This window comes from Enterobacter vonholyi (assembly GCF_008364555.1).
GTDB lineage: Bacteria > Pseudomonadota > Gammaproteobacteria > Enterobacterales > Enterobacteriaceae > Enterobacter > Enterobacter vonholyi.
This window is the reverse complement of record NZ_VTUC01000012.1, coordinates 23,591-47,929: the sequence shown is the minus strand read 5'-3', so window position 1 is coordinate 47,929 and position 24,339 is coordinate 23,591. Positions and strand designations below refer to the sequence as shown.

Sequence of the window (24,339 nt, the reverse complement as noted above, 5' to 3'; positions counted from 1 at the left end):
GTCACGATGATAATGTTCTGATTAGATTGGAAAAATCTTCTTTTATGTCGTGGCTTTCTTCGCGTAACTGCTCAATCTTGCGACAAGCGTGCAGTACGGTCGTATGGTCACGGCCACCAAACGCATCCCCGATTTCCGGCAGACTGTGGTTGGTTAACTCCTTTGCCAGCGCCATCGCCATCTGACGCGGACGCGCCACCGAGCGGGAACGACGTTTAGACAGTAAATCTGCCACTTTGATCTTGTAGTACTCAGCCACCGTCTTTTGAATATTGTCGATAGTGACCAGTTTTTCCTGCAATGCCAGCAAATCGCGCAGCGCTTCACGCACAAAATCGATGGTGATCGCACGACCGGTGAAGTTGGCATTGGCGATAACGCGGTTCAGTGCCCCCTCCAGCTCACGGACGTTGGAGCGCAGACGCTTGGCAATGAAGAACGCCACTTCACCCGGCAGGCGAATGTCATTTTCATCGGCTTTCTTCATCAGGATCGCGACGCGGGTTTCCAGCTCCGGTGGCTCGATCGCCACGGTCAGGCCCCAGCCGAAGCGGGATTTCAGACGATCTTCAACGCCGTTGATCTCTTTTGGGTAACGATCCGAGGTCAAAATGATCTGCTGATTGCCTTCCAGCAGGGCATTGAAGGTGTGGAAAAACTCTTCCTGCGATCGTTCTTTATTGGCAAAGAACTGGATGTCATCGATCAGCAGCGCGTCAACGGAACGATAGTAGCGTTTAAACTCTTCGATCGCATTGTTTTGCAGGGCTTTTACCATGTCCTGAACGAAGCGTTCGGAGTGCATATACACCACTTTGGCATTGGGCTTGCGCGCCATGATGCCGTTGCCCACCGCATGCAGCAGGTGCGTTTTACCCAGACCCGTGCCGCCATAAAGGAACAGCGGGTTGTAGGCTCCACCGGGATTATCAGCAACCTGACGAGCCGCCGCGCGCGCCAGCTGGTTCGATTTACCTTCAACGAAGTTATCGAACGTGTGTTTCACGTTAACGTTAGAGCGGTAGGTTGGCTCAGCCGGTGCAGGGACATTATCCCAGCCCTGACGAGCGGGTGCGACGCGAGGGGCCGGAGCAGGAGCGGCCTGAGCAGGCGCTGCGACGTTCACGGTTTCACGTACGGTTTGGGTGACCGGCTTTGTGCCCACTTCAAAGCGCAGCTGCGGGGCATCTGACCCACAGAAATCGTTCAGCAGTCCATTGATGTTATTAAGGTACTTGTCCCTTACCCAATCGAGCACAAAACGGTTTGGCGCATACAAAGCCAGCGTGTTATCGCTCAGTTCCGCCTGCAACGGGCGGATCCACATACTGAATTCTGTGGCTGGTAACTCATCCTGCAATCGGGCAAGACACTGCTGCCAAAGCGAAAGTGACACGGCGGACTCCACTCGAACAATAAAAGAAAACTATTGAATATTCATGATTGTTGGCGCACATCGACATGACCCTGTGTAAAGGGGGACGTGCGAATTGCTATCTGCAATTTATCCTGACCAGGATCCTGGGATCCCGATCGGGACCGCGGATCATAGCCTAAACTGAGCCAGAGATCTTCTGTTTCTCACAGTTTCTTCCCGATTTATCCACAGGAAGATCCAGAACCGGGTAAGTGTAAACGATCCTGGCGCGAGTGCCCCGCGATTTAGTCCGCATATTGGAAAAATTAATGAGCACAGACAATTTATTGCTTAAATGATCTAACGAAGATCCGGGACGATCCTTGCGCTTTGTCGGTGAGCCCGTATAATCCTCGACCCGGCGCGTGATGCTCATCTTCCTGCGTCGTCCGTTGCTCATTTTCCACGCGAAAACGTGCGGAAATACGCGGGAAATAAGGAAAGAGAATTGACTCCGGAGTGTACAATTATTACAATCCGGCCTCTTTAATCACCCACGCTGAGGCGTTAGTCGTTCGAAACTCGTTCGGGTATACGCAAAAGTCAGTGAATTTATTCAAGTTTAGGTAGAAATCGCCATGAAACGCACTTTTCAACCGTCTGTACTGAAGCGCAACCGTTCTCACGGCTTCCGTGCTCGTATGGCTACTAAAAATGGTCGTCAGGTTCTGGCACGTCGTCGTGCTAAAGGCCGCGCTCGTCTGACCGTTTCCAAGTAATAAAGCTAACCCCTGAGTGGTTAAGCTAGCATTTCCCAGGGAGTTACGTTTGTTAACTCCCGCTCATTTCACTTTCGTCTTCCAGCAGCCACTACGGGCTGGCACGCCGCAAATCACCATCCTCGGCCGCCAAAATTCGCTGGGGCATCCCCGCATCGGTCTCACAGTCGCCAAGAAAAATGTTAAGCGTGCGCATGAACGCAATCGGATTAAACGTCTGACGCGTGAAAGCTTCCGTTTACGTCAGCACGAACTGCCTTCAATGGATTTCGTGGTGGTGGCTAAAAAGGGGGTTGCCGACCTCGATAACCGTGCTCTCTCGGAAGCGTTGGAAAAATTATGGCGCCGCCACTGTCGCCTGGCTCACGGGTCCTGATAGCCCTCATTCGGGTCTATCAACGCCTGATTAGTCCGCTACTCGGGCCGCACTGCCGTTTCACACCAACATGCTCAAGCTACGGAATTGAGGCATTGCGCAGGTTTGGAGTGATAAAAGGCAGTTGGTTGACGGTGAAACGCGTATTAAAATGCCACCCTTTACACCCCGGTGGAGACGACCCCGTCCCTCCAGGACCCTTTGATACCAGAGAACACTAACGATGGATTCGCAACGCAATCTTCTTATCATCGCTTTGTTGTTCGTGTCTTTCATGATCTGGCAGGCATGGGAGCAGGATAAAAATCCTCAACCCCAGCAGCAGACCACGCAGACTACGACCACCGCAGCGGGTAGCGCCGCCGACCAGGGCGTACCGGCCAGTGGCCAGGGGAAACAGATTACGGTTAAGACCGATGTGCTTGAGCTGACAATCAACACCCGTGGTGGTGATGTTGAGCAGGCGCTGCTGTTGACCTACCCGAAAGAGCTGAAGTCTAACGAACCGTTCCAGTTACTGGAAACCACGCCTGAGTTTATCTACCAGGCGCAGAGCGGCCTGACCGGTCGTGATGGCCCGGATAACCCGGCTAACGGTGCGCGTCCACTGTATACCGTCGAGAATGACACCTTTGTGCTGGCTGATGGCCAGAACGAACTCGTTATCCCGATGACCTATACCGACGCCGCAGGCAACACCTTCACCAAAACCTTCACCCTGAAACGCGGTGAGTATGCGGTGAACGTGGGCTACAGCGTACAGAACGCCAGTGCGAAACCGCTGGAACTGTCCACCTTTGGCCAGCTGAAGCAGTCCATCAATCTGCCGTCTCACCGTGACACCGGAAGCAGCAACTTTGCGCTGCATACCTTCCGTGGCGCGGCGTACTCCACGCCAGACGCGAAGTATGAGAAATACAAATTCGACACCATTGCCGATAACGAAAACCTGAACGTCAGCGCTAAAGGCGGTTGGGTGGCAATGCTGCAGCAGTATTTCGCCACTGCGTGGGTGCCAAATAACGACGGTACCAACAACTTCTATACCGCGAACCTGGGCAACGGTATTGCAGCCATCGGCTACAAATCTCAGCCGGTTCTGGTACAGCCGGGTCAAACCGGTAAGCTGGCAAGCACCCTGTGGGTCGGCCCGGAAATTCAGGACAAAATGGCCGCTGTTGCGCCGCACCTGGATCTGACCGTGGATTACGGTTGGTTGTGGTTCATCTCTCAGCCGCTGTTTAAGCTGCTGAAGTTCATCCACAGCTTCCTGGGTAACTGGGGCTTCTCCATCATCGTTATCACCTTCATCGTTCGTGGCATCATGTACCCGCTGACTAAAGCGCAGTACACCTCCATGGCGAAGATGCGCATGCTGCAGCCGAAGATTCAGGCAATGCGTGAGCGTCTGGGCGATGACAAACAGCGCCAGAGCCAGGAAATGATGGCCCTGTACAAAGCAGAGAAAGTGAACCCACTGGGTGGCTGCTTCCCTCTGCTGATTCAGATGCCAATCTTCCTTGCGCTGTACTACATGCTGATGGGTTCCGTTGAGCTGCGCCACGCGCCGTTCGCCCTGTGGATCCATGACCTGTCCGCACAGGACCCGTACTACATCCTGCCGATCCTGATGGGCGTGACGATGTTCTTCATCCAGAAGATGTCGCCGACCACCGTGACCGACCCGATGCAGCAGAAGATCATGACCTTTATGCCGGTCATCTTTACCGTGTTCTTCCTGTGGTTCCCGTCAGGTCTGGTGCTGTACTATATCGTCAGCAACCTGGTGACCATCATCCAGCAGCAGCTGATTTACCGTGGTCTGGAAAAACGTGGCCTGCATAGCCGCGAAAAGAAAAAGTCCTGATTCGGTAAGTTAACGCTAAAATAAGGGCGGTCGATTGACCGCCTTTTTTATTTGTATTGAACGAGACCAACCATGAGCCATAACGACACTATCGTCGCCCAGGCAACCCCACCGGGACGCGGTGGTGTAGGCATTCTGCGCATCTCCGGCCTGAAGGCGCGCGAGGTGGCCGAAGCGGTGCTGGGTAAACTGCCAAAGCCGCGCTACGCTGATTACCTGCCGTTTAAAGATACCGACGGCACGCCGCTGGACCAGGGCATTGCGCTGTGGTTCCCAGGCCCTAACTCCTTCACCGGCGAAGACGTGCTCGAGCTTCAAGGCCACGGCGGCCCGGTTATCCTCGACCTGCTGTTAAAACGTATCCTGACCCTGCCGGGCCTGCGCATTGCCAAGCCGGGCGAGTTCTCCGAACGTGCCTTCCTCAACGACAAGCTCGACCTGGCGCAGGCTGAGGCCATTGCTGACCTGATCGACGCCAGTTCTGAACAGGCGGCCCGCTCCGCCCTTAACTCCCTGCAGGGGGCATTCTCCGCGCGTGTGAATCACCTTGTGGAAGCACTTACTCACCTGCGCATCTACGTGGAAGCGGCTATCGACTTCCCTGATGAGGAGATCGACTTCCTCTCTGACGGTAAAATCGAAGCTCAGCTCAACCAGGTGATGAGCGATCTCGACGCCGTTCGCGCCGAAGCGCGCCAGGGCAGCCTGCTGCGCGAAGGGATGAAGGTGGTGATTGCCGGACGTCCTAACGCCGGCAAATCGAGCCTGCTGAACGCCCTGGCGGGCCGTGAAGCGGCAATCGTGACCGACATTGCCGGCACCACTCGCGACGTGCTGCGCGAGCACATCCACATCGACGGCATGCCTCTGCACATCATCGACACCGCCGGTCTGCGCGATGCCAGCGACGAGGTTGAGCGCATCGGTATCGAACGCGCCTGGCAGGAGATCGAGCAGGCCGACCGCGTGCTGTTTATGGTGGACGGCACCACGACCGACGCCGTTGACCCGGCAGAGATCTGGCCGGACTTTATTGCCCGTCTGCCTGCCAAACTGCCGATCACCGTGGTACGTAATAAGGCAGACGTGACAGGCGAAACGCTGGGCATCAGCGATGTGAATGGTCACTCACTAATCCGCCTGTCGGCGCGTACCGGTGAAGGCGTGGACGACCTGCGTAACCATCTCAAGCAGAGCATGGGCTTTGATACCAGCATGGAAGGCGGCTTCCTGGCGCGTCGCCGTCACCTGCAGGCGCTGGAAGAGGCGGCTAACCACCTTGTCCAGGGTAAAGCGCAGCTGATCGGCGCGTGGGCGGGTGAACTGCTGGCGGAAGAGCTGCGTCTGGCGCAGCAGAATCTGAGCGAGATCACCGGGGAGTTTACCTCGGACGATCTGCTGGGACGGATCTTCTCAAGCTTCTGTATTGGTAAATAATTCCCGCTAATCAATGGTGATTTCCTCCTGGGAAATCACCATTGTCCAAATGGCAACTCGCCTAATCCCTTTTCACCCCCTATCCTGCATGCCTGCATCTATGGGGGGTTTATGGCGCGTTTTCTGTTTTGTAGTTTCGCATTAGTTCTGCTTTATCCGTCCGGTATTGATATGTATCTGGTGGGATTACCGCATATCGCCCGCGATCTGGGCGCCAGCGAAGCGCAGCTGCACATCGCGTTTTCGGCCTACCTCGCGGGGATGGCGTCGTCGATGGTGTTTGCCGGAAAGATCGCGGATAAGGCAGGCCGTCAGCCTGTCGCTATCTCCGGTGCCATCGTTTTTGCCCTGGCGTCCCTTCTCTGCTCACAGGCGCAAAACAGCACCGTGTTTCTGACCGGGCGCTTTATCCAGGGCATCGGGGCGGGCGGTTGCTACGTGGTGGCGTTTGCCATTTTGCGCGACACTTTAAGCGCCCAGCGTCGCGCCAAAGTGCTGTCGATGCTGAACGGCATTACCTGCATCATCCCGGTGCTGGCCCCGGTCGTGGGCTATCTGATCATGCTGAAATTCCCGTGGCAGAGCCTGTTCTGGACCATGGCGGCGATGGGCGCGCTGGTGTTTATCCTGTCGATCGCCGTGCTGAAAGAGACCCACCCGGGCTCGCAGAATACCGGCCATACCGCAACTATTCACCCGGCAGAGAAGCTTCTCAACCGCTTTTTCCTCAGCCGTCTGGCCGTGACCACGTTAAGCGTGGCGGTGATCCTGACCTATGTAAACGTTTCCCCGGTTTTGCTGATGGAGACCATGGGCTTCGATCGCGGTCAGTATTCAACGGTGATGGCATTAACCGCGATGGTCAGTATGGCCGTTTCGTTTTCGACGCCGTTTGCGCTAAATGTTTTCAGCCAGCGCACATTGATGCTGACCTCACAGGTTTTATTCCTCGCCGCCGGCGCGGTCCTGGCGACCACCAGCTCACATGCGGTCATGCTGGCGGGTATTACGCTGATTTGTGCCGGGTTCTCGGTTGGCTTTGGCGTAGCGATGAGCCAGGCGCTTGGCCCATTTTCGCTGCGGGCAGGCGTGGCAAGCTCGGTACTGGGGATCGCGCAGGTCTGCGGCTCGTCGATGTGGATTTGGCTGGCGGCGGTCATCGGGCTTAACGCGCTGAATATGCTGATCGGGGTTCTGATTGGCTGTAGCATATTGTGCATTACCTTACTTATGGTCATCCAGCCCGCGGCGCACTATGAAGAAGCCCATCAGCAGTCTCGATCTTAACCTGTTGCTGTGCCTGCAGCTTTTGCTGCAGGAGCGCAGCGTCACCAAAGCGGCAAAGCGGATGAACGTGACGCCGTCGGCTGTGAGCAAATCGCTGGCCAAGCTGCGCGACTGGTTCGAAGACCCGCTGTTTGTCAAAACGCCGCTAGGGCTGCTGCCGACGCCGCTAACGGTGAGTCTTGAGCAGGATCTGGCTGACTGGATGCAAATCGGCAACCAGATCCTCGATAAATTTCACCATGATTCTCCGGGCGGGCTGACGTTCGTGCTGGCCGCGGAAACGCCGTTGATGCTGATCCGCTTCAATGCTCTACTGGAGCAGGTGAACCAGCGCTATCCGCAGGCTACGGTGAAAATGCGCCACTGGGATTACGACTCTCTGGACGCCATTACGCGTGGAGAGGTAGATCTGGGATTCACCGGACGCGAAACGCACCCGCGATCGCGTGAATTGCTGAAGCTAATGCCGTGGTTCATCGACTATGAGATCCTGTTCAGCGACCGTCCGTGCGTGTATCTGCGTGAGGATCACCCCGCGCTACAGGATGAATGGAACCTCGAGACCTTTCTGCGCTACCCTCACATCAGCATCTTCTGGGAACGCAGCGACACCTGGGCACTGGACGAAGTGCTAAAGGAGATGGGTCGGGAGAGAAACATTGCCATGAGCGTGCCGGGCTTTGAGCAGTCGATGTTTATGGCAGCACAGCCCGGTCATAACTATATCGCCACGGCTCCGCACTACTGCCATCACTACAATGAACTCCACCAGCGGAAGCTGATCGCGCTTCCTATTCCCATTGACGAAGCGCAGGCTGAAAAGCTCACCGTTCCCTTCACGCTGATCTGGCATAAACGGAACAGTCATAATCCGAAAATTCTATGGTTGCGGGAAACCATCAAGGCGCTGTACGGTGCGAGCGATCCAATTTTTGCCTAAGAAAATGTAAAGTTCGGTCCTAAGGCTTCTCTTACTCCCATTTACTGATTAAAACAGGAGTCAAGTTAAGCGATAATCATGTAACCGTTTAACCGATTACGACCATTATCAAGGAGCGAAAAATGGCTACGCACTTTGCAAGAGGGATACTTACGGAAGGACGTCTCGTATCGGCAAGAATTTCTTCAGTCTGTCACCGTGAAGCACTCGCTCTCCCGGAACACCGGAGGACGCGGTTTTTAGCGTCCAGAGCACTTCTCGCAGAACTGCTGTTTATGCTGTACGGCACCAGCGAGCTGCCGGACATCATTACCCAACCCGAAGGCCGCCCGGTCTTTGTCGACCCGGATCTCCCTCGTTTTTCGATTGCCTACGCGGGCAATATCATTGGCGTCGCGCTGACCACCGAAGGGGATTGTGGGCTCGATATGGAACTTCAGCGCGCAACGCGCAGCTTCCATGGCGGTAACGCACATGAAGACTATCCGCTCTCCAGCAATGAGAAGCTGTGGGTACGCAACCAGAACGATCCTGTCGAAGCCCGAGCCCAGCTCATTACCCTGCGCCAGAGCATTCGTAAGCTCTGCGGATGCGCCTCAGACGACGCCAGCCTGCTGCAGCTGTTGCCTGGCTCCGGACGTCTGCGTGCCGCCCAGGCCACGCTGGTGGAGGCACTCAGTGACGCAGAGGATGTGCTCATTTGGTCCATTGCGGTTACCCCTGCCATCGAACGCATGAAAATCTGGGAATTTGACAGTCAACAGGGATGGCGTAGCCTTCCTGATGTGCCCGAGCGCGCCAACGAGCCCGCCGCACGCCTGATGCGTTTAACCAGTTTACCGACAGAAAAAGCATTCACCCTTAGCTGATCCAATCAGGGTCATCATGATGAAACAGGAGTAATCATGTCTGATACGTTGAAAGTAGTTACGTTACTGGGAAGCCTGCGCAAAGGTTCATTTAACGGGATGGTTGCCCGCACGCTGCCACAGCTGGCACCGGCAGGTATGGAAATTAGCGCCCTGCCGTCTATTGGCGATATTCCGCTGTATGATGCGGACGTCCAGCAGGAAGAAGGGTTCCCGCAGAGCGTCGAGGCGCTGGCAGAGCAGATCCGCCAGGCTGACGGCGTGGTCATCGTCACGCCGGAATATAACTACTCGGTTCCGGGTGGCCTGAAGAATGCCATCGACTGGCTGTCCCGTTTACCTGAACAGCCTCTGTCAGGCAAACCGGTGCTGATCCAGACCAGCTCAATGGGCGCAATTGGCGGCGCTCGCTGCCAGTATCATCTGCGTCAGATCCTGGTATTCCTGGATGCGATGGTGATGAACAAGCCGGAATTTATGGGCGGTGTGATTCAGAACAAGGTCGACCCGCAAACGGGTGAGGTGGTGGATCAGAGCACGCGCGACCATCTCTCTGGCCAGCTGACGGCGTTCGGGGATTATATTAAGCGGGTAAAAGCCTGATAAAAAAGCCCGGTGGCGCTAACGCTTACCGGGCCTACACTCTTCAGTAGGTCAGGTAAGCGAAGCGCCACCTGACACCACAAACCGCACCTTAGTGCGCGTCAATAAACACAATCTTCAGCACAAACAGCAGCGCCACAATAATGACGCAAGGGCTGAGGTCGCGGAAGCGGCCGGTACCGATCTTCATTACGCAGTAAGAGATAAAGCCCAGCGCGATACCTTCGGTAATCGAGAAGCTGAACGGCATCATCACGGCGGTAATAAAAGCCGGCACCGCTTCGGTTAAATCATCCCACTTCACGCGAGACAGGCTGGAGGTCATCAGCACCCCCACATAGATCAGCGCGCCGGCCGCCGCGTACGGAGGCACCATGCCCGCCAGTGGCGAGAGGAAGATCACCAGCAGGAACAGAATACCCACCACAACCGCCGTCAGGCCGGTACGGCCGCCCACGGACACGCCGGAAGAGGATTCAATGTAAGCGGTAACAGACGAGGTCCCGATAAATGAGCCGGTCACTGAGGAGATACTGTCCACAAACAGCGCCTGCTTCATGCGCGGGAATTTGCCTTTCTCATCTGCCAGACCCGCTTTGTCGGTCACGCCGATCAGCGTACCGGAGGAGTCGAACAGGTTCACCAGCATGAAGGAGAAAATCACGCCCGCCAGGCCCAGGTTCAGGGAACCCGCCAGATCAACATGACCAATAACGGTAGAAACGCTCGGTGGCGCGGAAACGATGCCGTTATAGTGAACGTCGCCCAGCATCCAGCCCAGCAGCGTGGTCACCACGATGGATACCAGCACTGCCGCGTGAATATTGCGGGAAGCGAGGATCGCGATGATAAAGAAGCCCAGCACGCCCAGCAGCACATTATGCGAGGTCAGGTGACCGATGCTCACCAGCGTATCCGGGTTCGCCACGATAACGCCGGCGTTTTTCAGCCCCATCATACCGATGAACAGACCGATACCGCTGGTAATGCCCACGCGCAGGCTCACGGGAATGTTTGCAATCATCCAGTAACGTACGCGGAAAATGGTCAGCAGCAGCAGGCCAACCGCGCCCCAGAAGATAGCGCCCATGCCCACCTGCCAAGGCAGACCCATCGCCTGAACAACCACGAACGCGAAGAACGCATTCAGGCCCATCGCCGGTGCCAATGCAACCGGCAGGTTAGCGAATACACCCATCAGAATGCTGCCAAGGGCGGCGATCAGGCAGGTGGTTACAAAGACGGCGCTGGTATCCATGCCAGCAACGCCCAGAATTTGTGGGTTCACAAAAACGATATAGACCATCGTCAGGAAGGTGGTGAAACCAGCGATCACTTCGGTGCGTGCCGTTGTGCCGTGCTCGCGCAGTTTAAAAACGCGCTCAAGCAGACCCTGACCAGATGTCTGGGTAGTGTGTTGTTGACTCATCATCAATTTCCGAACAAGGAGGGAAAATTCGTCGCTATCCTATACCAAAATGCGACAATAGTGGCGGTTACGTGATACTTTTTTCATTGATTTTGCTTATACGGCAACGATTGCGTCCCGGTGAACTGCCGTACGTAAACGTTAAACTTGTTAAAAGGGAAAGGCATGTCCGGAATTGAAGCGGTATTTTTCGACTGCGACGGTACGCTGGTCGACAGTGAGGTCATTTGTTCCCGCGCGTATGTCACCATGTTCCAGGAATTTGGCATTACTCTGGAACTCGAAGAGGTGTTTAAACGCTTTAAGGGCGTGAAGCTCTACGAGATCATCGACATCATTAACCAGGAACACGGTGTGGATCTGGCGAAAGCCGATCTGGAACCGGTGTACCGCGCGGAGGTCGCACGCCTGTTTGACTCCGAGCTGGAAGTTATCTCCGGGGCTAACGCATTGCTGGATGCGATGACGGTGCCGATCTGCGTGGTCTCCAACGGTCCGGTCAGCAAAATGCAGCACTCGCTGGGCAAGCTTGAGATGTTGCACCATTTCCCGGAAAAACTGTTCAGCGGCTACGATATCCAGCGCTGGAAGCCGGACCCGGCGCTGATGTTCCATGCGGCAAAAGCGATGAACGTTAACGTAGAGAATTGCGTTCTGGTGGATGACTCGTCTGCGGGTGCGCAGTCGGGGATTGATGCGGGGATGGAAGTGTTTTACTTCTGCGCCGACCCGCACAACAAGCCGATCGTTCATCCAAAAGTCACGACCTTCACCGATCTGGCGCAGCTACCCGAGCTGTGGAAGGCGCGCGGGTGGAATATTACGCGTTAAGTTGCCCCTCCCTGCAGGGAGGGCGACAGGTTTATCTGAAGAGCTTTTGAACAAACTCAGCATAGGCCGGACGCCAGACGTCCATTTCGTGATTCAGACCGGGGTACATCTTATAGTCGAATTTGATGCCCTGTTTTTCCAGCTCCGCTTTCAGACCGGCGATATCTTTGCCGGTCACCGAATCGCGCTCTCCCACGACGACGGTGAAGTTATGCAGCTGCCGGTTAATGGCCTCCGGCTGCTTAAAGCGTGCGGCCACGCCTTCGTCAGGCACGGTTGTTGTGGTAACGCCGCTGAACGTTCCCAGCCAGCCGAAGCTCTCCAGATGATTCATCCCGGAGACCAGCGCCTGATAACCGCCCTGTGACAACCCCGCCAGCGCCCGGCCGTCAGCATCTTTACGCACGTTGAAGCGTGTATCCACCAGCGGAATAATCTCGCTCATCAGTTCACGATCTGCGGCTTTCGCATTGAGCGGGTAGAAAGACTTCCGTCGTTCTGCCGGTGGGAAGTTCTCGGGGATGGCCTCAGTGCTGTCCGTCTCGGTGTCGGGTACCACCACCAGCATCGGTTTGATTTTCCCCTCGGCCATCAGGTTATCCATGATTTGCGGCAGACGGCCCTGGTCGATGGCCGAGAGCCCGGTATCCCCAAAACCATGGTAGAAGTAGAGAACCGGTAAGGGTTCCCCTGTGCCGTTGTAGCCAGGAGGAGTCCATACATAGACGCGGCGCTCTGACTTGAGCGACGGCGAGTGCCAGGTCAGGGTCGTCAGATCGCCATGCGGTACAGGACGATCGTCGAGAATACTGCCCGGAACCAGAATCAGGCTGGTATTCACCTGCCGCTGAGGTTTTTGATAGCGGCTTCCCGTGTCGACTGAACGGAAACCATCGATGTCGAAATAATATTCGTAGAGATTCGGGGCCATCGGCTCGCTTTTCCATGACCAGACGCCATTTTTCTCTTTCGTCATATCATGGGAAACCTGGCTTTCAGGCATTGACCCCGTCACCACGGAGACTCGCGTTGCGCCGGGTGCAAACAGGCGAAACGTAATGCTTTTATCCGCATTAACCCGGGTCACATAGTGGCTGACCGGGGTAGTCTGGTCAGGTGTGACCGGCAACGGTGCGGCAATAACGTCTGTTCCAGTACCGATCCCGATACTGATGGCCATCGCCAGGCACGCTAATGAATTTTTCATATCCCATCCTTTGCTGTTTTTTTCGTCTTACGTTAGCGCGTTTCGAACGTCAGGCTACGGATGAAGGGGAAAATTGTGATTACACTAGAAATAACAACGCCGGTGAGTACCGGCGTTGTTATCAGATGACAGGATTACTCTTTCGGATCTTTACCCGCCAGCAGCTTGTCCAGCTCGTCGCCGCCCACGTGACGGAAGTCCTGACCTTTCACGAAGTAGAAAATGTATTCGCAAATGTTCTGGCAGCGGTCGCCGATACGCTCGATGGAGCGCGCGCAGAACAGGGCGGTCAGTACGCTTGGGATCGTACGGGAATCTTCCATCATGTAGGTCATCAGCTGACGCACGATGCCTTCATACTCCTGATCGACCTTTTTGTCTTCACGGTAGATACGCACCGCTTCGTCAAGATCCATTCGCGCAAAGGCATCCAGTACGTCGTGAAGCATCTGCACGGTGTGGCGGCCCAGCGACTCCAGGCTCACCAGCAGCGGCTGGTGCTGCTGAGAGAACTTCTCCAGCGCGGTGCGGCAGATTTTATCCGCAACGTCGCCAATACGTTCCAGCTCGGCGATGGTTTTGATAATGGCCATCACCAGACGCAGGTCGCTCGCCGTCGGCTGACGTTTCGCGATAATGCGCACGCAGGCCTCGTCGATAGCGACTTCCATCATGTTGACGTTTTTGTCGCCTTCAATGACGCGTTTCGCCAGCTCGCTGTCCTGGTTGTGCATCGCCGTAATCGCATCAGAAAGCTGCTGCTCGACCATACCGCCCATGGTCATCACCTGGGTGCGAATGCTTTCCAGCTCTGCGTTGAACTGGCCGGAAATGTGTTTATTAAGATTGAGGTTGTCCATGGTTTCTCCACATGCACTAAGGCAAATCAACCGTAGCGGCCAGTAATATAATCTTCGGTTTGTTTCTTCGCGGGCTTAGTGAAGAGATCGTCCGTGTTGCTGAACTCAATCAATTCACCCAGGTACATAAACGCCGTGTGATCGGAGCAACGTGCAGCCTGCTGCATGTTATGGGTCACGATAACCACGGTGTAATCCTGCTTCAGCTCGGTGATCAGTTCTTCAATACGACCGGTTGAGATCGGGTCCAGCGCTGAACACGGCTCATCCAGCAGCAACACTTCCGGGCGAATCGCAATACCGCGCGCAATGCACAGACGCTGCTGCTGACCACCGGAGAGAGAGTAACCGCTCTGGTGCAACTTATCTTTGGTTTCGTTCCATAATGCGGCCTTGGTCAAAGCCCACTGCACGCGCTCGTCCATATCGGCGCGGGAGAGCTTTTCAAACAGGCGAACGCCAAAGGCGATGTTGTCATAAATGGACATCGGGAACGGCGTGGGTTTCTGGAACACCATTCCCACTTTGGCGCGCAGCAGGGCGATATCCTGAGCCTGGGTCAGAATATTTTCGCCATCGAGGATGATTTCCCCTTCAGCGCGCTGCTCCGGATAGAGCGAATACATTTTGTTAAAGGTACGCAGCAGCGTGGATTTCCCACAGCCGGACGGACCGATAAATGCCGTGACCTGGTTCTTCGCGATATCCAGGTTGATGTTCTTCAGGGCATGGAATTTGCCGTAGTAGAAGTTCAAATCACGAACCTGAATCTTACCCGGGGCAGTATCAACCATACTCATTGACTCATTTCCTCATTCGGCGCCGCGAGCTGCCGCGCCGTAAAAAATTAACCGTGTTTCTTCTTCGCGAAAATGACGCGCGCCAGAATGTTCAGCAACAGTACGCAAAGGGTAATGATCAGCACCCCGGCCCAGGCCAGCTGCTGCCATTCCGCAAATGGGCTCATCGCAAATTTAAAGATCGTCACCGGCAGGTTGGCGATCGGCTGCATCATGTCCGTGCTCCAGAACTGGTTGGAGAGGGACGTAAACAGCAGCGGTGCCGTTTCCCCCGCGATACGCGCAACCGCCAGCAGGATACCGGTCATGATCCCGGATACGGACGCCTTCAGCGTAATTGCAGAGATCATCTTCCATTTCGGCGTACCCAGTGCATAAGCCGCTTCACGCAGGCTGTCCGGCACCAGTTTCAGCATGTTCTCGGTGGTTCGAATCACAATCGGCACCTGCAGCAGCGCCAGGGCAATCACACCCGCCCAGCCGGAGAAGTGTTCCATCTGCGCTACAACAACGGTGTAAACGAACAGACCCACCACGATAGACGGGGCTGACAGCAAAATATCGTTAATGAAGCGAATCACTTCCGCCAGCCAGGATTTGCGACCGTATTCTGCCAGGTAAATCCCCGCCATGATGCCCAGCGGCGTGCCGAATACCGTTGCCCAGAGGATCAGCAATCCGCTGCCGGCCAGCGCATTCGCCAGGCCCCCCCCCGCCGTGTTCGGCGGCGGCGTCATTTCGGTGAACAGCGAGAGTGACATTCCGTCAATCCCCCGAACGATCGTCGAGAAGAGGATCCAGACCAGCCAGAACAGGCCGAATGCCATAGTCGCCATTGAGAGCGTCAGGGCAATACGGTTTTTCATGCGGCGTCTGGCCTGCATTTTGCGGCGGGATTCCGCCAGTTCAGCGGTAGCTTGCATTTCGAGAGTAGCCATTAGCGTGCTCCCTCATTTTTAGCGAGGCGCATAATCATCAGCTTGGAAATCGCCAGAACGATGAAGGTAATAACGAACAGAATCAGACCCAGCTCCATCAGCGCCGCCACGTGCAGCCCGGATTCCGCTTCCGCAAATTCATTAGCCAGCGCCGAGGTAATACTGTTACCCGGCATGTAGAGCGACGCGCTGTCGAGCTGGTAGGTGTTACCGATGATAAAGGTGACCGCCATGGTTTCACCCAGCGCACGACCCAAGCCTAGCATCACGCCTCCAATCACCCCATTTTTGGTGAACGGAAGTACAATGCGCCAGATAACTTCCCAGGTGGTGCAGCCGATGCCGTAGGCCGACTCTTTCATCATCACCGGCGTTTGTTCGAAGACATCGCGCATGACCGCCGCAATGTACGGAATAATCATAATGGCGAGGATCACACCTGCCGCCAGAATGCCGATACCGAAAGCCGGGCCAGAGAACAGGGCCCCCACAAACGGAATGGCAGAGAGGACATTACCCACCGGTTCCTGGAAATATGTAGCGAACAGTGGTGCAAAGATGAACAGGCCCCACATGCCGTAGACGATACTCGGAATAGCCGCCAGCAGTTCGATGGCAATACCCAGCGGACGACGCAGCCAGCCTGGCGCCAGCTCCGTCAGGAACAGGGCAATACCAAAGCTTACCGGAACCGCAATCAGCAGGGCGATGAACGAGGTTACCAGCGTGCCGTAAATCGGCACCAGAGCACCGTAGATGTCGTTCGGCGCGTCCCACTCTTTGGTCCACAGGAAGGAGAAACCGAATTTCTGGATGCTCGGCCATGAGGAGAAAATCAGAGACACGATAATGCCGCCCAGCAGCAATAGCACAATCAGCGCAGCCAGTTTGACCAGCGCGCTGAAAATCATGTCACCTTTTTTACCCGGAGGGTTAAATGCAGGCTTGGTTGCAGCCATAAATTACTCTTCTGTTTGAGACGTTTTTACGAATATGCCCGGTGGCGCTGACGCTTACCGGGCCTACAGCTTAAACCGTAGGGCGGGCAAGCTCAGCGCCACCCGCCATCTTCGTTAAATATATCCTGTTAGTACAGCGCTTTACCGCTGCTGTCTTTCACGTTGGTTTTCCATGCAGCACGAATCTGCTCAACCACGTTGTCCGGCAGGGTGGCGTAATCCAGAGCGTTAGCCTGTTTGCCGCCGTTTTTGTATGCCCAGTCGAAGAACTTCAGCACTTCAGCGCCCTGCTCAGGTTTCTTCTGCTCTTTGTGCACCAGGATGAAGGTGGTAGAGGTGATTGGCCATGCACCTTCGCCCTTCTGGTTAGTCAGATCCTGAGCGAAGGATTTGCTCCAGTCAGCGCCTTTGGCAGCGTTAGCAAAGTTCTCTTCGGTCGGGCTAACCGGTTTGCCGTCGGCAGAAACCAGTTTGGTGTAGGACAGGTTATTCTGCTTCGCGTACGCATACTCTACGTAGCCGATGGAGCCAGGCAGACGCTGTACGAACGCGGCGATACCGTCGTTACCTTTACCACCCAGACCGGTAGGCCAGTTAACGGTAGAGCCGGAGCCGACTTTAGATTTCCACTCTTCGTTCACTTTTGCCAGGTAGCTGGTGAACACGAAAGAGGTGCCGGAACCATCCGCGCGGCGAACCACGGCGATGTTCTGAGAAGGCAGCTTCAGGCCTGGGTTGAGTTTGGCGATCGCTTCGTCATCCCATTTTTTGATTTTGCCCAGGTAGATGTCACCCAGCGTTTTGCCGTCCAGCACCAGCTCGCCCGACTTCACGCCCGGCAGGTTGATGGCCAGGACCACGCCACCGATCACGGTAGGGAACTGGAACAGGCCTTCCTGAGCCAGCTTATCATCAGACAGCGGAGCGTCAGACGCGCCGAAATCAACCGTGTTCGCGGTAATTTGTTTCACGCCACCGGAGGAGCCGATACCCTGATAGTTAACCTTGTTACCGGTTTCTTTCTGGTAGGTATCCGCCCATTTGGCATACACCGGCGCAGGGAAGGTTGCACCAGCGCCAGTCAGGCTTGCTTCTGCAAATACAGAGAACGCGCTCAGAGATAAGGTCGCGGCGACAACAGTTGCGACAGTGGTACGCATAACTTTCATAATGTCTCCTGCAAGATTTTCGTAAATCGTTGTTTAGTGGCTACGATGAGCAAAATAGGACAAACAGGTGACAGATAAATGTACGAATTATGACAGTTTTATGACAATGAAAATTTCACTTAAAATACCGCACAATAAAGCTTAATTTTCATCGTGTTAGCCACTTTTATGACAATACGTTTTCAGAAATATTTTCTTTATGTGACACTGAAAAAAGTAGCTGAAGATGACAAATTGTCATTATTAAAAACGAGACAGGATTGATTAAAAACAAACCGGGCGGGATAAAAAAGCTCCACCCGAGGGTGGAGCCTGAAGGGATTATTCTACGGTAACTGATTTCGCCAGGTTACGCGGCTGGTCAACGTCGGTGCCTTTGATCAGCGCCACATGGTAAGCCAGCAGCTGCAGCGGAACGGTATAGAAGATCGGTGCAATCACCTCTTCCACATGCGGCATCTCGATGATGTGCATGTTGTCGCTGCTGACAAAACCGGCATCTTTGTCGGCGAAGACGTACAGAACACCGCCACGGGCACGCACTTCTTCGATGTTAGACTTCAGTTTTTCCAGCAGTTCGTTGTTTGGTGCCACAACTATGACCGGCATATCCGCGTCAATCAGCGCCAGAGGGCCGTGTTTCAGCTCGCCTGCCGCATAGGCTTCCGCGTGGATGTAGGAGATCTCTTTCAGCTTCAGTGCGCCTTCAAGCGCAATCGGATACTGATCGCCACGACCCAGGAACAGGGCGTGATGTTTGTCAGAGAAATCTTCCGCCAGCGCTTCGATGCGTTTGTCCTGAGACAGCATCTGCTCAATACGGCTTGGCAGCGCCTGCAGACCATGAACGATGTCATGCTCAACGGACGCATCTTCGCCTTTCAGGCGCGCAAGCTTCGCCACCAGCATCAGCAGAACGGTCAGCTGCGTGGTAAACGCTTTGGTTGAAGCCACGCCGATTTCGGTGCCCGCTTTAGTCATCAGCGCCAGATCGGATTCACGCACCAGCGAGGAGCCCGGGACGTTACAGATGGCCAGAGAGCCCAGGTAGCCCAGCTCTTTAGACAGACGCAGCGCTGCGAGCGTATCCGCCGTTTCGCCGGACTGGGAAAGGGTGATCATCAGGCTGTTACGACGCACCGCAGATTTGCGATAGCGGAATTCAGACGCGATTTCCACATCGCACGGCACGCCCGCCAGGGATTCAAACCAGTAGCGAGAAACCATACCGGAGTTATAGGAGGTGCCGCAGGCCACGATCTGAATATGCTCGACCTTGCTGAGCAGTTCGTTCGCGTTTGCGCCCAGCTCGCTCAGATCCACTTCACCGTGGCTAATGCGCCCGGTCAGGGTGTTTTTGATGGCGTTTGGCTGCTCGTAAATCTCTTTCTGCATATAGTGACGGTAAGCGCCTTTGTCGCCCGCGTCGTACTGCAGATTCGATTCGATCTCCTGACGCTTCACCTGCTCGCCTTTAGTATCGAAGACGGTCACGCTGCGACGGGTCACTTCCGCGATATCACCCTCTTCGAGGAAGATAAAGCGACGGGTAACCGGCAGCAGCGCCAGCTGGTCAGAGGCGATAAAGTTTTCACCCATGCCCAGACCGATAACCATCGGGCTACCGGAACGCGCGGCCAGAAGCGTTGACGGATCGCGGGAATCCATGATCACCGTACCATACGCACCGCGCAGCTGAGGGATAGCACGGAGCACCGCATCACGCAGTGTACCGCCCTGCTCCAGCTCCCAGTGCACCAGGTGAGCAATCACTTCGGTGTCAGTTTCAGAGACGAAGGTGTAGCCGCGCGCTTTCAGTTCTTCGCGCAGCGGTTCGTGGTTTTCGATAATGCCGTTGTGCACCACCACGATGTGTTCAGACACATGCGGGTGCGCGTTACCTTCAGACGGTTCGCCGTGCGTCGCCCAGCGGGTGTGCGCAATACCGGTTCCCCCGTGCAGCGGATGTTCTTCCGCGGCCTGGGCCAGCATCTGCACTTTACCGAGACGACGCAGACGGGTCATATGACCTTCTGCATCGACGACAGCCAGACCGGCAGAGTCGTAACCACGATATTCCAGACGACGTAAACCTTCGAGAAGGATTTCAGCAATATCACGCTGCGCAACTGCGCCAACAATTCCACACATAATTTTAGATTCCGAATTTAGGCATTATGCCTGCGTTGTCGCTGACCTGTATTTGCCCTTTCCGGGCGCCCCGAGCCTTGTAGAGAGTGGGGTTATTTTTATGGGTACTGCTTGTGGGGGGAGGATTATATTATCCCCTCACCCCGGCCCTCTCCCCAAAGGGGCGAGGGAGAAAAACACCGCACCGAACGATCCCCTCTCTCCTTTGGGGAGAGGGGTAAATCCGTTACTTTTTCTTCACCGGACGTTTCCAGCCCTGTTTGCTGACCTGCGGAACGCGGCTTAACACCAGCTCGTTCTCGGCCACATCACGCGTTACGGTTGTTCCGGCTGCAATGGTCACCCCGTTACCCACGGTAACAGGCGCCACCAGCTGCGTATCGGAGCCCACGAACACATCATCACCGATGATGGTTTTAAACTTATTCGCGCCGTCATAGTTACAGGTTATGGTCCCTGCACCAATATTCACGTTATTGCCAATTTCCGCGTCGCCCAGATAGGTCAGATGACCGGCTTTCGAGCCTTTACCCAGACGCGCTTTTTTCATTTCCACGAAGTTACCCACGTGAGCGCCTTCCAGTAGCTCTGCGCCCGGGCGCAGACGCGCAAACGGGCCGATGGTACAGGCCACGTCCAGACGGGCATCTTCCACCACGCTGTACGGGCTGATTTCGCAGTCGTCACCAATAATGCTGTTTTTAATCACGCAGCCGGCACCGATTTTGACGCGGTTGCCCAGCGTCACGTTACCCTCGAGGATAACGTTAGTATCAATTTCAACGTCACGACCGTGAGATAACGAACCACGCAGATCGAAACGCGCCGGATCGCGCAGCATCACACCTGCCAGAAGCAGTTTTTCAGCCTGCTCGGACTGATAAACACGCTCCAGACGGGAAAGCTGAAGGCGGTTATTCACCCCTTCGGTTTCGCTAATACGCGCCGGATGAACCGCCGCAATCTCACGTCCTTCCTGATACGCCATCGCAATGATGTCGGTGATGTAGAATTCACCCTGCGCGTTGTTGTTGTCGAGTCTGGACAGCCAGCGCTTCATATCCGCGCCATTGGCAATCAGGATACCGGTGTTGATCTCCTGAATCTGGCGCTGTTCATCGCTGGCATCTTTGTGCTCAACAATACCCGTGACGTTACCGTTTTCACGGGTGATACGGCCATAACCGGTTGGATCGTCCAGCACGACGGTTAATAAACCGATGCCGCCCTGCGGTTTGGCTTCACGCAGGCGAGTCAGGGTTTCAACGGAGATCAGCGGGACATCGCCGTAGAGCATCAAAATGTCTTCGTCATCCGCAAAGAACGGTGCTGCCTGCTGCATCGCATGACCTGTGCCCAGCTGTTCAGCCTGAAGCACCCAGTTGAGCTTGTCGTCGCTCAGCGTCTTTTTAAGAAGATCGCCGCCGTGGCCGTAGACCAGGTGGACCTGATTGGCACCCAGTTCATTCGCTGCATCAATGACATGCTGCACCATTGGCTTTCCAGCAAGCGTGTGAAGCACTTTAGGCAGATCGGAATACATGCGGGTCCCTTTGCCAGCGGCAAGGATCACCACGCTCATCGCACTGTTTGACATACGCATCCTGACGGTAGTTTGAGTGTGAAGTAAAAACGTTTGATGCTTAAAATTCTACATCTTTTTCATCATGAATTAAGGCCGAAAAAAAAAGCCAGCCTGGTATCCAGACTGGCTTTTGTGCTTTTCAAGCCGGTGTTACATCGCTTTTTTGGTCAACTCGATAACGCGCAGTTTCGCGATTGCTTTGGCCAGCTCCGCAGACGCCTGAGCGTAATCCACGTCACCATGAGAGCTGTTAATGTGCTCTTCAGCCTTACGCTTCGACTCCAGGGCTCGCGCTTCGTCGAGATCCTGGCCACGAATAGCGGTATCGGCCAGAACGGTCACACTGCCAGGCTGCACTTCAAGAATGCCGCCGGACAGATAGATAAACTCTTCGTGACCGAACTGTTTAACGATGCGGATCATACCAGGCTTAATGGCGGTGAGCAGCGGTGCGTGACCCGGGAAAATACCCAGTTCACCTTCACTACCCGTTACCTGGATTTTCTCGACCAGACCAGAGAACATTTGTTGCTCTGCGCTGACGACGTCCAGGTGGTAAGTCATTGCCATATCACCCTCCGATTAAGGCGTTAAAGTTTTTTGGCTTTTTCCACAGCTTCTTCGATGGAACCAACCATGTAGAACGCCTGCTCTGGCAGGTGATCGTATTCGCCTTCCATGATGCCTTTAAAGCCACGGATGGTGTCTTTCAGGGAAACGTATTTACCCGGAGAACCGGTGAATACTTCCGCAACGAAGAACGGCTGGGACAGGAAGCGCTGGATCTTACGCGCACGTGCTACCACCAGTTTGTCTTCTTCAGACAGTTCATCCATACCCAGGATGGCGATGATGTCTTTCAGTTCCTGGTAACGCTGCAGCAGAGACTGGACGCCACGCGCGGTGTCGTAGTGCTCCTGACCAACAACCAGTGGATCCAGCTGACGGCTGGTGGAGTCCAGCGGGTCAACGGCCGGGTAGATACCCAGAGACGCGATCTGACGGCTCAGTACCACGGTTGCATCTAAGTGCGCAAAGGTGGTTGCTGGAGATGGGTCAGTCAAGTCATCCGCAGGTACGTATACCGCCTGAACGGAGGTGATAGAACCGGTTTTGGTAGAGGTGATACGTTCCTGAAGAACACCCATCTCTTCCGCCAGCGTAGGCTGGTAGCCTACCGCTGAAGGCATACGACCCAGCAGTGCAGATACTTCCGTACCGGCCAGGGTGTAACGATAGATGTTATCAACGAACAGCAGAACGTCACGGCCTTCGTCACGGAACTTCTCAGCCATCGTCAGGCCGGTCAGCGCAACGCGCAGACGGTTTCCAGGTGGCTCGTTCATCTGGCCGTAAACCAGGGATACTTTGTCCAGAACGTTGGAGTCGGTCATTTCGTGGTAGAAGTCGTTACCCTCACGAGTACGTTCACCTACACCTGCAAACACAGAGTAACCGGAGTGCTCGATCGCGATGTTACGGATCAGCTCCATCATGTTTACGGTTTTACCTACACCCGCACCACCGAACAGACCGACTTTACCGCCCTTCGCGAACGGACACATCAGGTCGATAACTTTGATACCGGTTTCCAGCAGTTCCTGAGAGCTGGACAGCTCTTCGTAGGAAGGTGCCGCGCGGTGGATAGCCCAACGCTCTTCTTCACCGATGTCGCCTTTCATGTCGATTGGCTGACCCAATACGTTCATGATACGACCCAGTGTTGCTTTACCTACCGGGACTTCGATCGGGTGCTCAAGGTCTTTGACTTCCAGACCACGACGCAGACCGTCGGAAGAACCCATCGCGATGGTACGCACGATACCGCCGCCGAGCTGCTGCTGAACTTCCAGCACCAGGCTCTCGTTACCATTCTGTACCTCAAGCGCGTCGTACACGCGTGGTACGGCGTCCTGAGGGAACTCGACGTCCACCACGGCGCCGATTACCTGGACAATCTTTCCAGTAGCCATCTTGAATCCTCTACGTAATTCGTAAACCTGGTTAAACCGCGGCGGCCCCCGAGACGATCTCGGTGAGTTCCTGAGTAATGCTGGCCTGACGAGCTTTGTTGTAAACCAACTGCAGCTCTTTAATCAGGCTGCCGCCATTATCGGTCGCGGCTTTCATCGCCACCATTCGTGCGGCCTGCTCGCTGGCCAGGTTTTCTACAACGCCCTGATAAACCTGAGATTCAACGTAACGACGCAGCAGGGTATCCAGCAGCGGTTTCGGATCGGGTTCATACAGGTAATCCCAGGTTTTTTGCTTCAGCTCGCCATCTTCTGATGCCGGTAACGGCAGCATCTGAGTGAGCGTTGGAACCTGAGACATGGTGTTAATGAATTTGTTGCTGACAACATACAGTCTGTCCAGACGGCCTTCATCATAAGCCTGCAACATCACTTTAACCGGGCCGATCAGTTCGGACAGGGACGGGTTATCACCCATACCGGTCACCTGAGCGACAATGTTGCCACCAACGGAGTTAAAGAAAGAGACGCCTTTAGAGCCGATCATTGCGATATCGCACTGAACGCCTTTTTCAGACCATGCTTTCATATCCGCCAGCAGTTTTTTGAACAGGTTAATGTTCAAGCCGCCACACAGACCACGGTCGGTCGACACCACCAGGTAGCCCACGCGCTTAACGTCGCGTTCTTCCAGGTAAGGGTGCTTATATTCCAGATTACCGTTTGCAAGGTGACCAATCACTTTGCGCATGGTTTCTGCATAAGGACGGCTGGCCGCCATGCGATCCTGCGATTTACGCATTTTGGAAGCGGCGACCATCTCCATCGCTTTAGTGATCTTTTGCGTGTTCTGGACGCTTGCGATCTTACTACGTATCTCTTTTGCGCCGGCCATGAGCTTCTCCTCAATGCCAGGCGGCTT

23 protein-coding genes and 1 pseudogene are annotated in these 24,339 nt (G+C 55.0%); 11 read left to right on the top strand and 13 right to left on the bottom strand.

Annotation, left to right across the window (positions count from 1 at the left end; all coding sequences use genetic code 11):
• Position 1: 1 nt before the first annotated feature.
• Positions 2-1,396, bottom strand: a complete 1,395-nt coding sequence (gene dnaA / locus F0319_RS16420) for a chromosomal replication initiator protein DnaA (RefSeq protein ID WP_010426558.1) — start codon at positions 1,394-1,396, stop codon at positions 2-4.
• A gap of 320 nt (positions 1,397-1,716) precedes the next feature.
• Between dnaA and F0319_RS22555 the strand changes: the two are divergent.
• The 10 genes and pseudogenes from F0319_RS22555 to F0319_RS16375 all read left to right on the top strand — a co-directional run.
• Positions 1,717-1,767 (top strand): annotated as a pseudogene (locus F0319_RS22555) (hypothetical protein); the annotation flags it as partial.
• 228 nt (positions 1,768-1,995) lie between these two features.
• Positions 1,996-2,136, top strand: a complete 141-nt coding sequence (gene rpmH, locus F0319_RS16415; protein ID WP_000831330.1) for a 50S ribosomal protein L34 — start codon at positions 1,996-1,998, stop codon at positions 2,134-2,136.
• Positions 2,137-2,152: 16 nt separating this feature from the next.
• Positions 2,153-2,512, top strand: a complete 360-nt coding sequence (gene rnpA / locus F0319_RS16410) for a ribonuclease P protein component (RefSeq protein ID WP_032640303.1) — start codon at positions 2,153-2,155, stop codon at positions 2,510-2,512.
• Positions 2,476-2,733: a membrane protein insertion efficiency factor YidD gene (gene yidD / locus F0319_RS16405; protein ID WP_001307474.1), complete on the top strand. Its 258-nt coding sequence runs from the start codon at positions 2,476-2,478 to the stop codon at positions 2,731-2,733. Before rnpA ends, yidD begins: the two co-directional genes overlap by 37 nt.
• A 2-nt stretch (positions 2,734-2,735) precedes the next feature.
• Positions 2,736-4,379, top strand: coding sequence for a membrane protein insertase YidC (gene yidC, locus F0319_RS16400; protein WP_115876769.1), 1,644 nt, complete (start codon positions 2,736-2,738; stop codon positions 4,377-4,379).
• A gap of 72 nt (positions 4,380-4,451) precedes the next feature.
• Entirely contained in the window at positions 4,452-5,816 is a 1,365-nt protein-coding gene (gene mnmE, locus F0319_RS16395; RefSeq protein WP_032644252.1) for a tRNA uridine-5-carboxymethylaminomethyl(34) synthesis GTPase MnmE, read from the top strand.
• A gap of 111 nt (positions 5,817-5,927) precedes the next feature.
• Complete coding sequence (locus tag F0319_RS16390) at positions 5,928-7,103, top strand: MFS transporter (protein WP_149367373.1); 1,176 nt, start codon at positions 5,928-5,930, stop codon at positions 7,101-7,103.
• A complete protein-coding gene (gene yidZ, locus F0319_RS16385) occupies positions 7,072-8,043 on the top strand; it encodes an HTH-type transcriptional regulator YidZ (protein WP_111964239.1) in 972 nt (323 codons plus the stop codon). Before F0319_RS16390 ends, yidZ begins: the two co-directional genes overlap by 32 nt.
• 122 nt (positions 8,044-8,165) lie before the next feature.
• Entirely contained in the window at positions 8,166-8,912 is a 747-nt protein-coding gene (locus F0319_RS16380) for a 4'-phosphopantetheinyl transferase family protein (RefSeq protein ID WP_111964238.1), read from the top strand.
• Between the two features lie 36 nt (positions 8,913-8,948).
• A complete protein-coding gene (locus F0319_RS16375; protein ID WP_014833835.1) occupies positions 8,949-9,515 on the top strand; it encodes an NADPH-dependent FMN reductase in 567 nt (188 codons plus the stop codon).
• A 91-nt stretch (positions 9,516-9,606) separates the two neighbouring features.
• Here the strand turns inward: F0319_RS16375 and adeP are convergent, their stop codons facing one another.
• Positions 9,607-10,944, bottom strand: coding sequence for an adenine permease AdeP (gene adeP / locus F0319_RS16370; protein WP_149367398.1), 1,338 nt, complete (start codon positions 10,942-10,944; stop codon positions 9,607-9,609).
• 165 nt (positions 10,945-11,109) lie between these two features.
• Between adeP and yieH the strand changes: the two genes are divergently transcribed.
• Positions 11,110-11,775 (top strand): 6-phosphogluconate phosphatase, encoded by a 666-nt coding sequence (gene yieH, locus F0319_RS16365; protein WP_149367372.1) that lies wholly within the window; start codon positions 11,110-11,112, stop codon positions 11,773-11,775.
• A 31-nt stretch (positions 11,776-11,806) separates the two neighbouring features.
• Here yieH and F0319_RS16360 read toward each other — a convergent pair whose 3' ends face one another.
• The 11 genes from F0319_RS16360 to atpG form a co-directional block, all read right to left on the bottom strand.
• The gene (locus F0319_RS16360) at positions 11,807-12,955 is read right to left on the bottom strand and encodes an esterase (protein ID WP_149367397.1); all 1,149 of its coding nucleotides are present in this window, start codon (positions 12,953-12,955) and stop codon (positions 11,807-11,809) included.
• A 161-nt stretch (positions 12,956-13,116) separates the two neighbouring features.
• On the bottom strand, positions 13,117-13,842 hold the full coding sequence (gene phoU, locus F0319_RS16355; protein ID WP_008500182.1) for a phosphate signaling complex protein PhoU: 726 nt from the start codon (positions 13,840-13,842) through the stop codon (positions 13,117-13,119).
• Between the two features lie 26 nt (positions 13,843-13,868).
• On the bottom strand, positions 13,869-14,642 hold the full coding sequence (gene pstB, locus F0319_RS16350; RefSeq protein ID WP_008500183.1) for a phosphate ABC transporter ATP-binding protein PstB: 774 nt from the start codon (positions 14,640-14,642) through the stop codon (positions 13,869-13,871).
• A gap of 47 nt (positions 14,643-14,689) precedes the next feature.
• Entirely contained in the window at positions 14,690-15,580 is an 891-nt protein-coding gene (gene pstA / locus F0319_RS16345; RefSeq protein ID WP_111964235.1) for a phosphate ABC transporter permease PstA, read from the bottom strand.
• Positions 15,580-16,539: a phosphate ABC transporter permease PstC gene (gene pstC, locus F0319_RS16340; protein ID WP_023309793.1), complete on the bottom strand. Its 960-nt coding sequence runs from the start codon at positions 16,537-16,539 to the stop codon at positions 15,580-15,582. The genes pstA and pstC overlap by 1 nt, the downstream gene beginning before the upstream one ends.
• A gap of 128 nt (positions 16,540-16,667) precedes the next feature.
• A complete protein-coding gene (gene pstS / locus F0319_RS16335) occupies positions 16,668-17,708 on the bottom strand; it encodes a phosphate ABC transporter substrate-binding protein PstS (RefSeq protein WP_008500186.1) in 1,041 nt (346 codons plus the stop codon).
• Positions 17,709-18,029: 321 nt separating this feature from the next.
• A complete protein-coding gene (gene glmS, locus F0319_RS16330; protein ID WP_149367371.1) occupies positions 18,030-19,859 on the bottom strand; it encodes a glutamine--fructose-6-phosphate transaminase (isomerizing) in 1,830 nt (609 codons plus the stop codon).
• A 226-nt stretch (positions 19,860-20,085) separates the two neighbouring features.
• A complete protein-coding gene (gene glmU / locus F0319_RS16325) occupies positions 20,086-21,456 on the bottom strand; it encodes a bifunctional UDP-N-acetylglucosamine diphosphorylase/glucosamine-1-phosphate N-acetyltransferase GlmU (RefSeq protein ID WP_115876777.1) in 1,371 nt (456 codons plus the stop codon).
• Positions 21,457-21,594: 138 nt separating this feature from the next.
• The gene (locus F0319_RS16320; RefSeq protein ID WP_003862360.1) at positions 21,595-22,014 is read right to left on the bottom strand and encodes a F0F1 ATP synthase subunit epsilon; all 420 of its coding nucleotides are present in this window, start codon (positions 22,012-22,014) and stop codon (positions 21,595-21,597) included.
• Positions 22,015-22,034: 20 nt separating this feature from the next.
• Positions 22,035-23,417, bottom strand: a complete 1,383-nt coding sequence (gene atpD, locus F0319_RS16315) for a F0F1 ATP synthase subunit beta (protein WP_003862362.1) — start codon at positions 23,415-23,417, stop codon at positions 22,035-22,037.
• Between the two features lie 31 nt (positions 23,418-23,448).
• Entirely contained in the window at positions 23,449-24,312 is an 864-nt protein-coding gene (gene atpG, locus F0319_RS16310) for a F0F1 ATP synthase subunit gamma (protein ID WP_024907886.1), read from the bottom strand.
• Between the last annotated feature and the right edge of the window lie 27 nt (positions 24,313-24,339).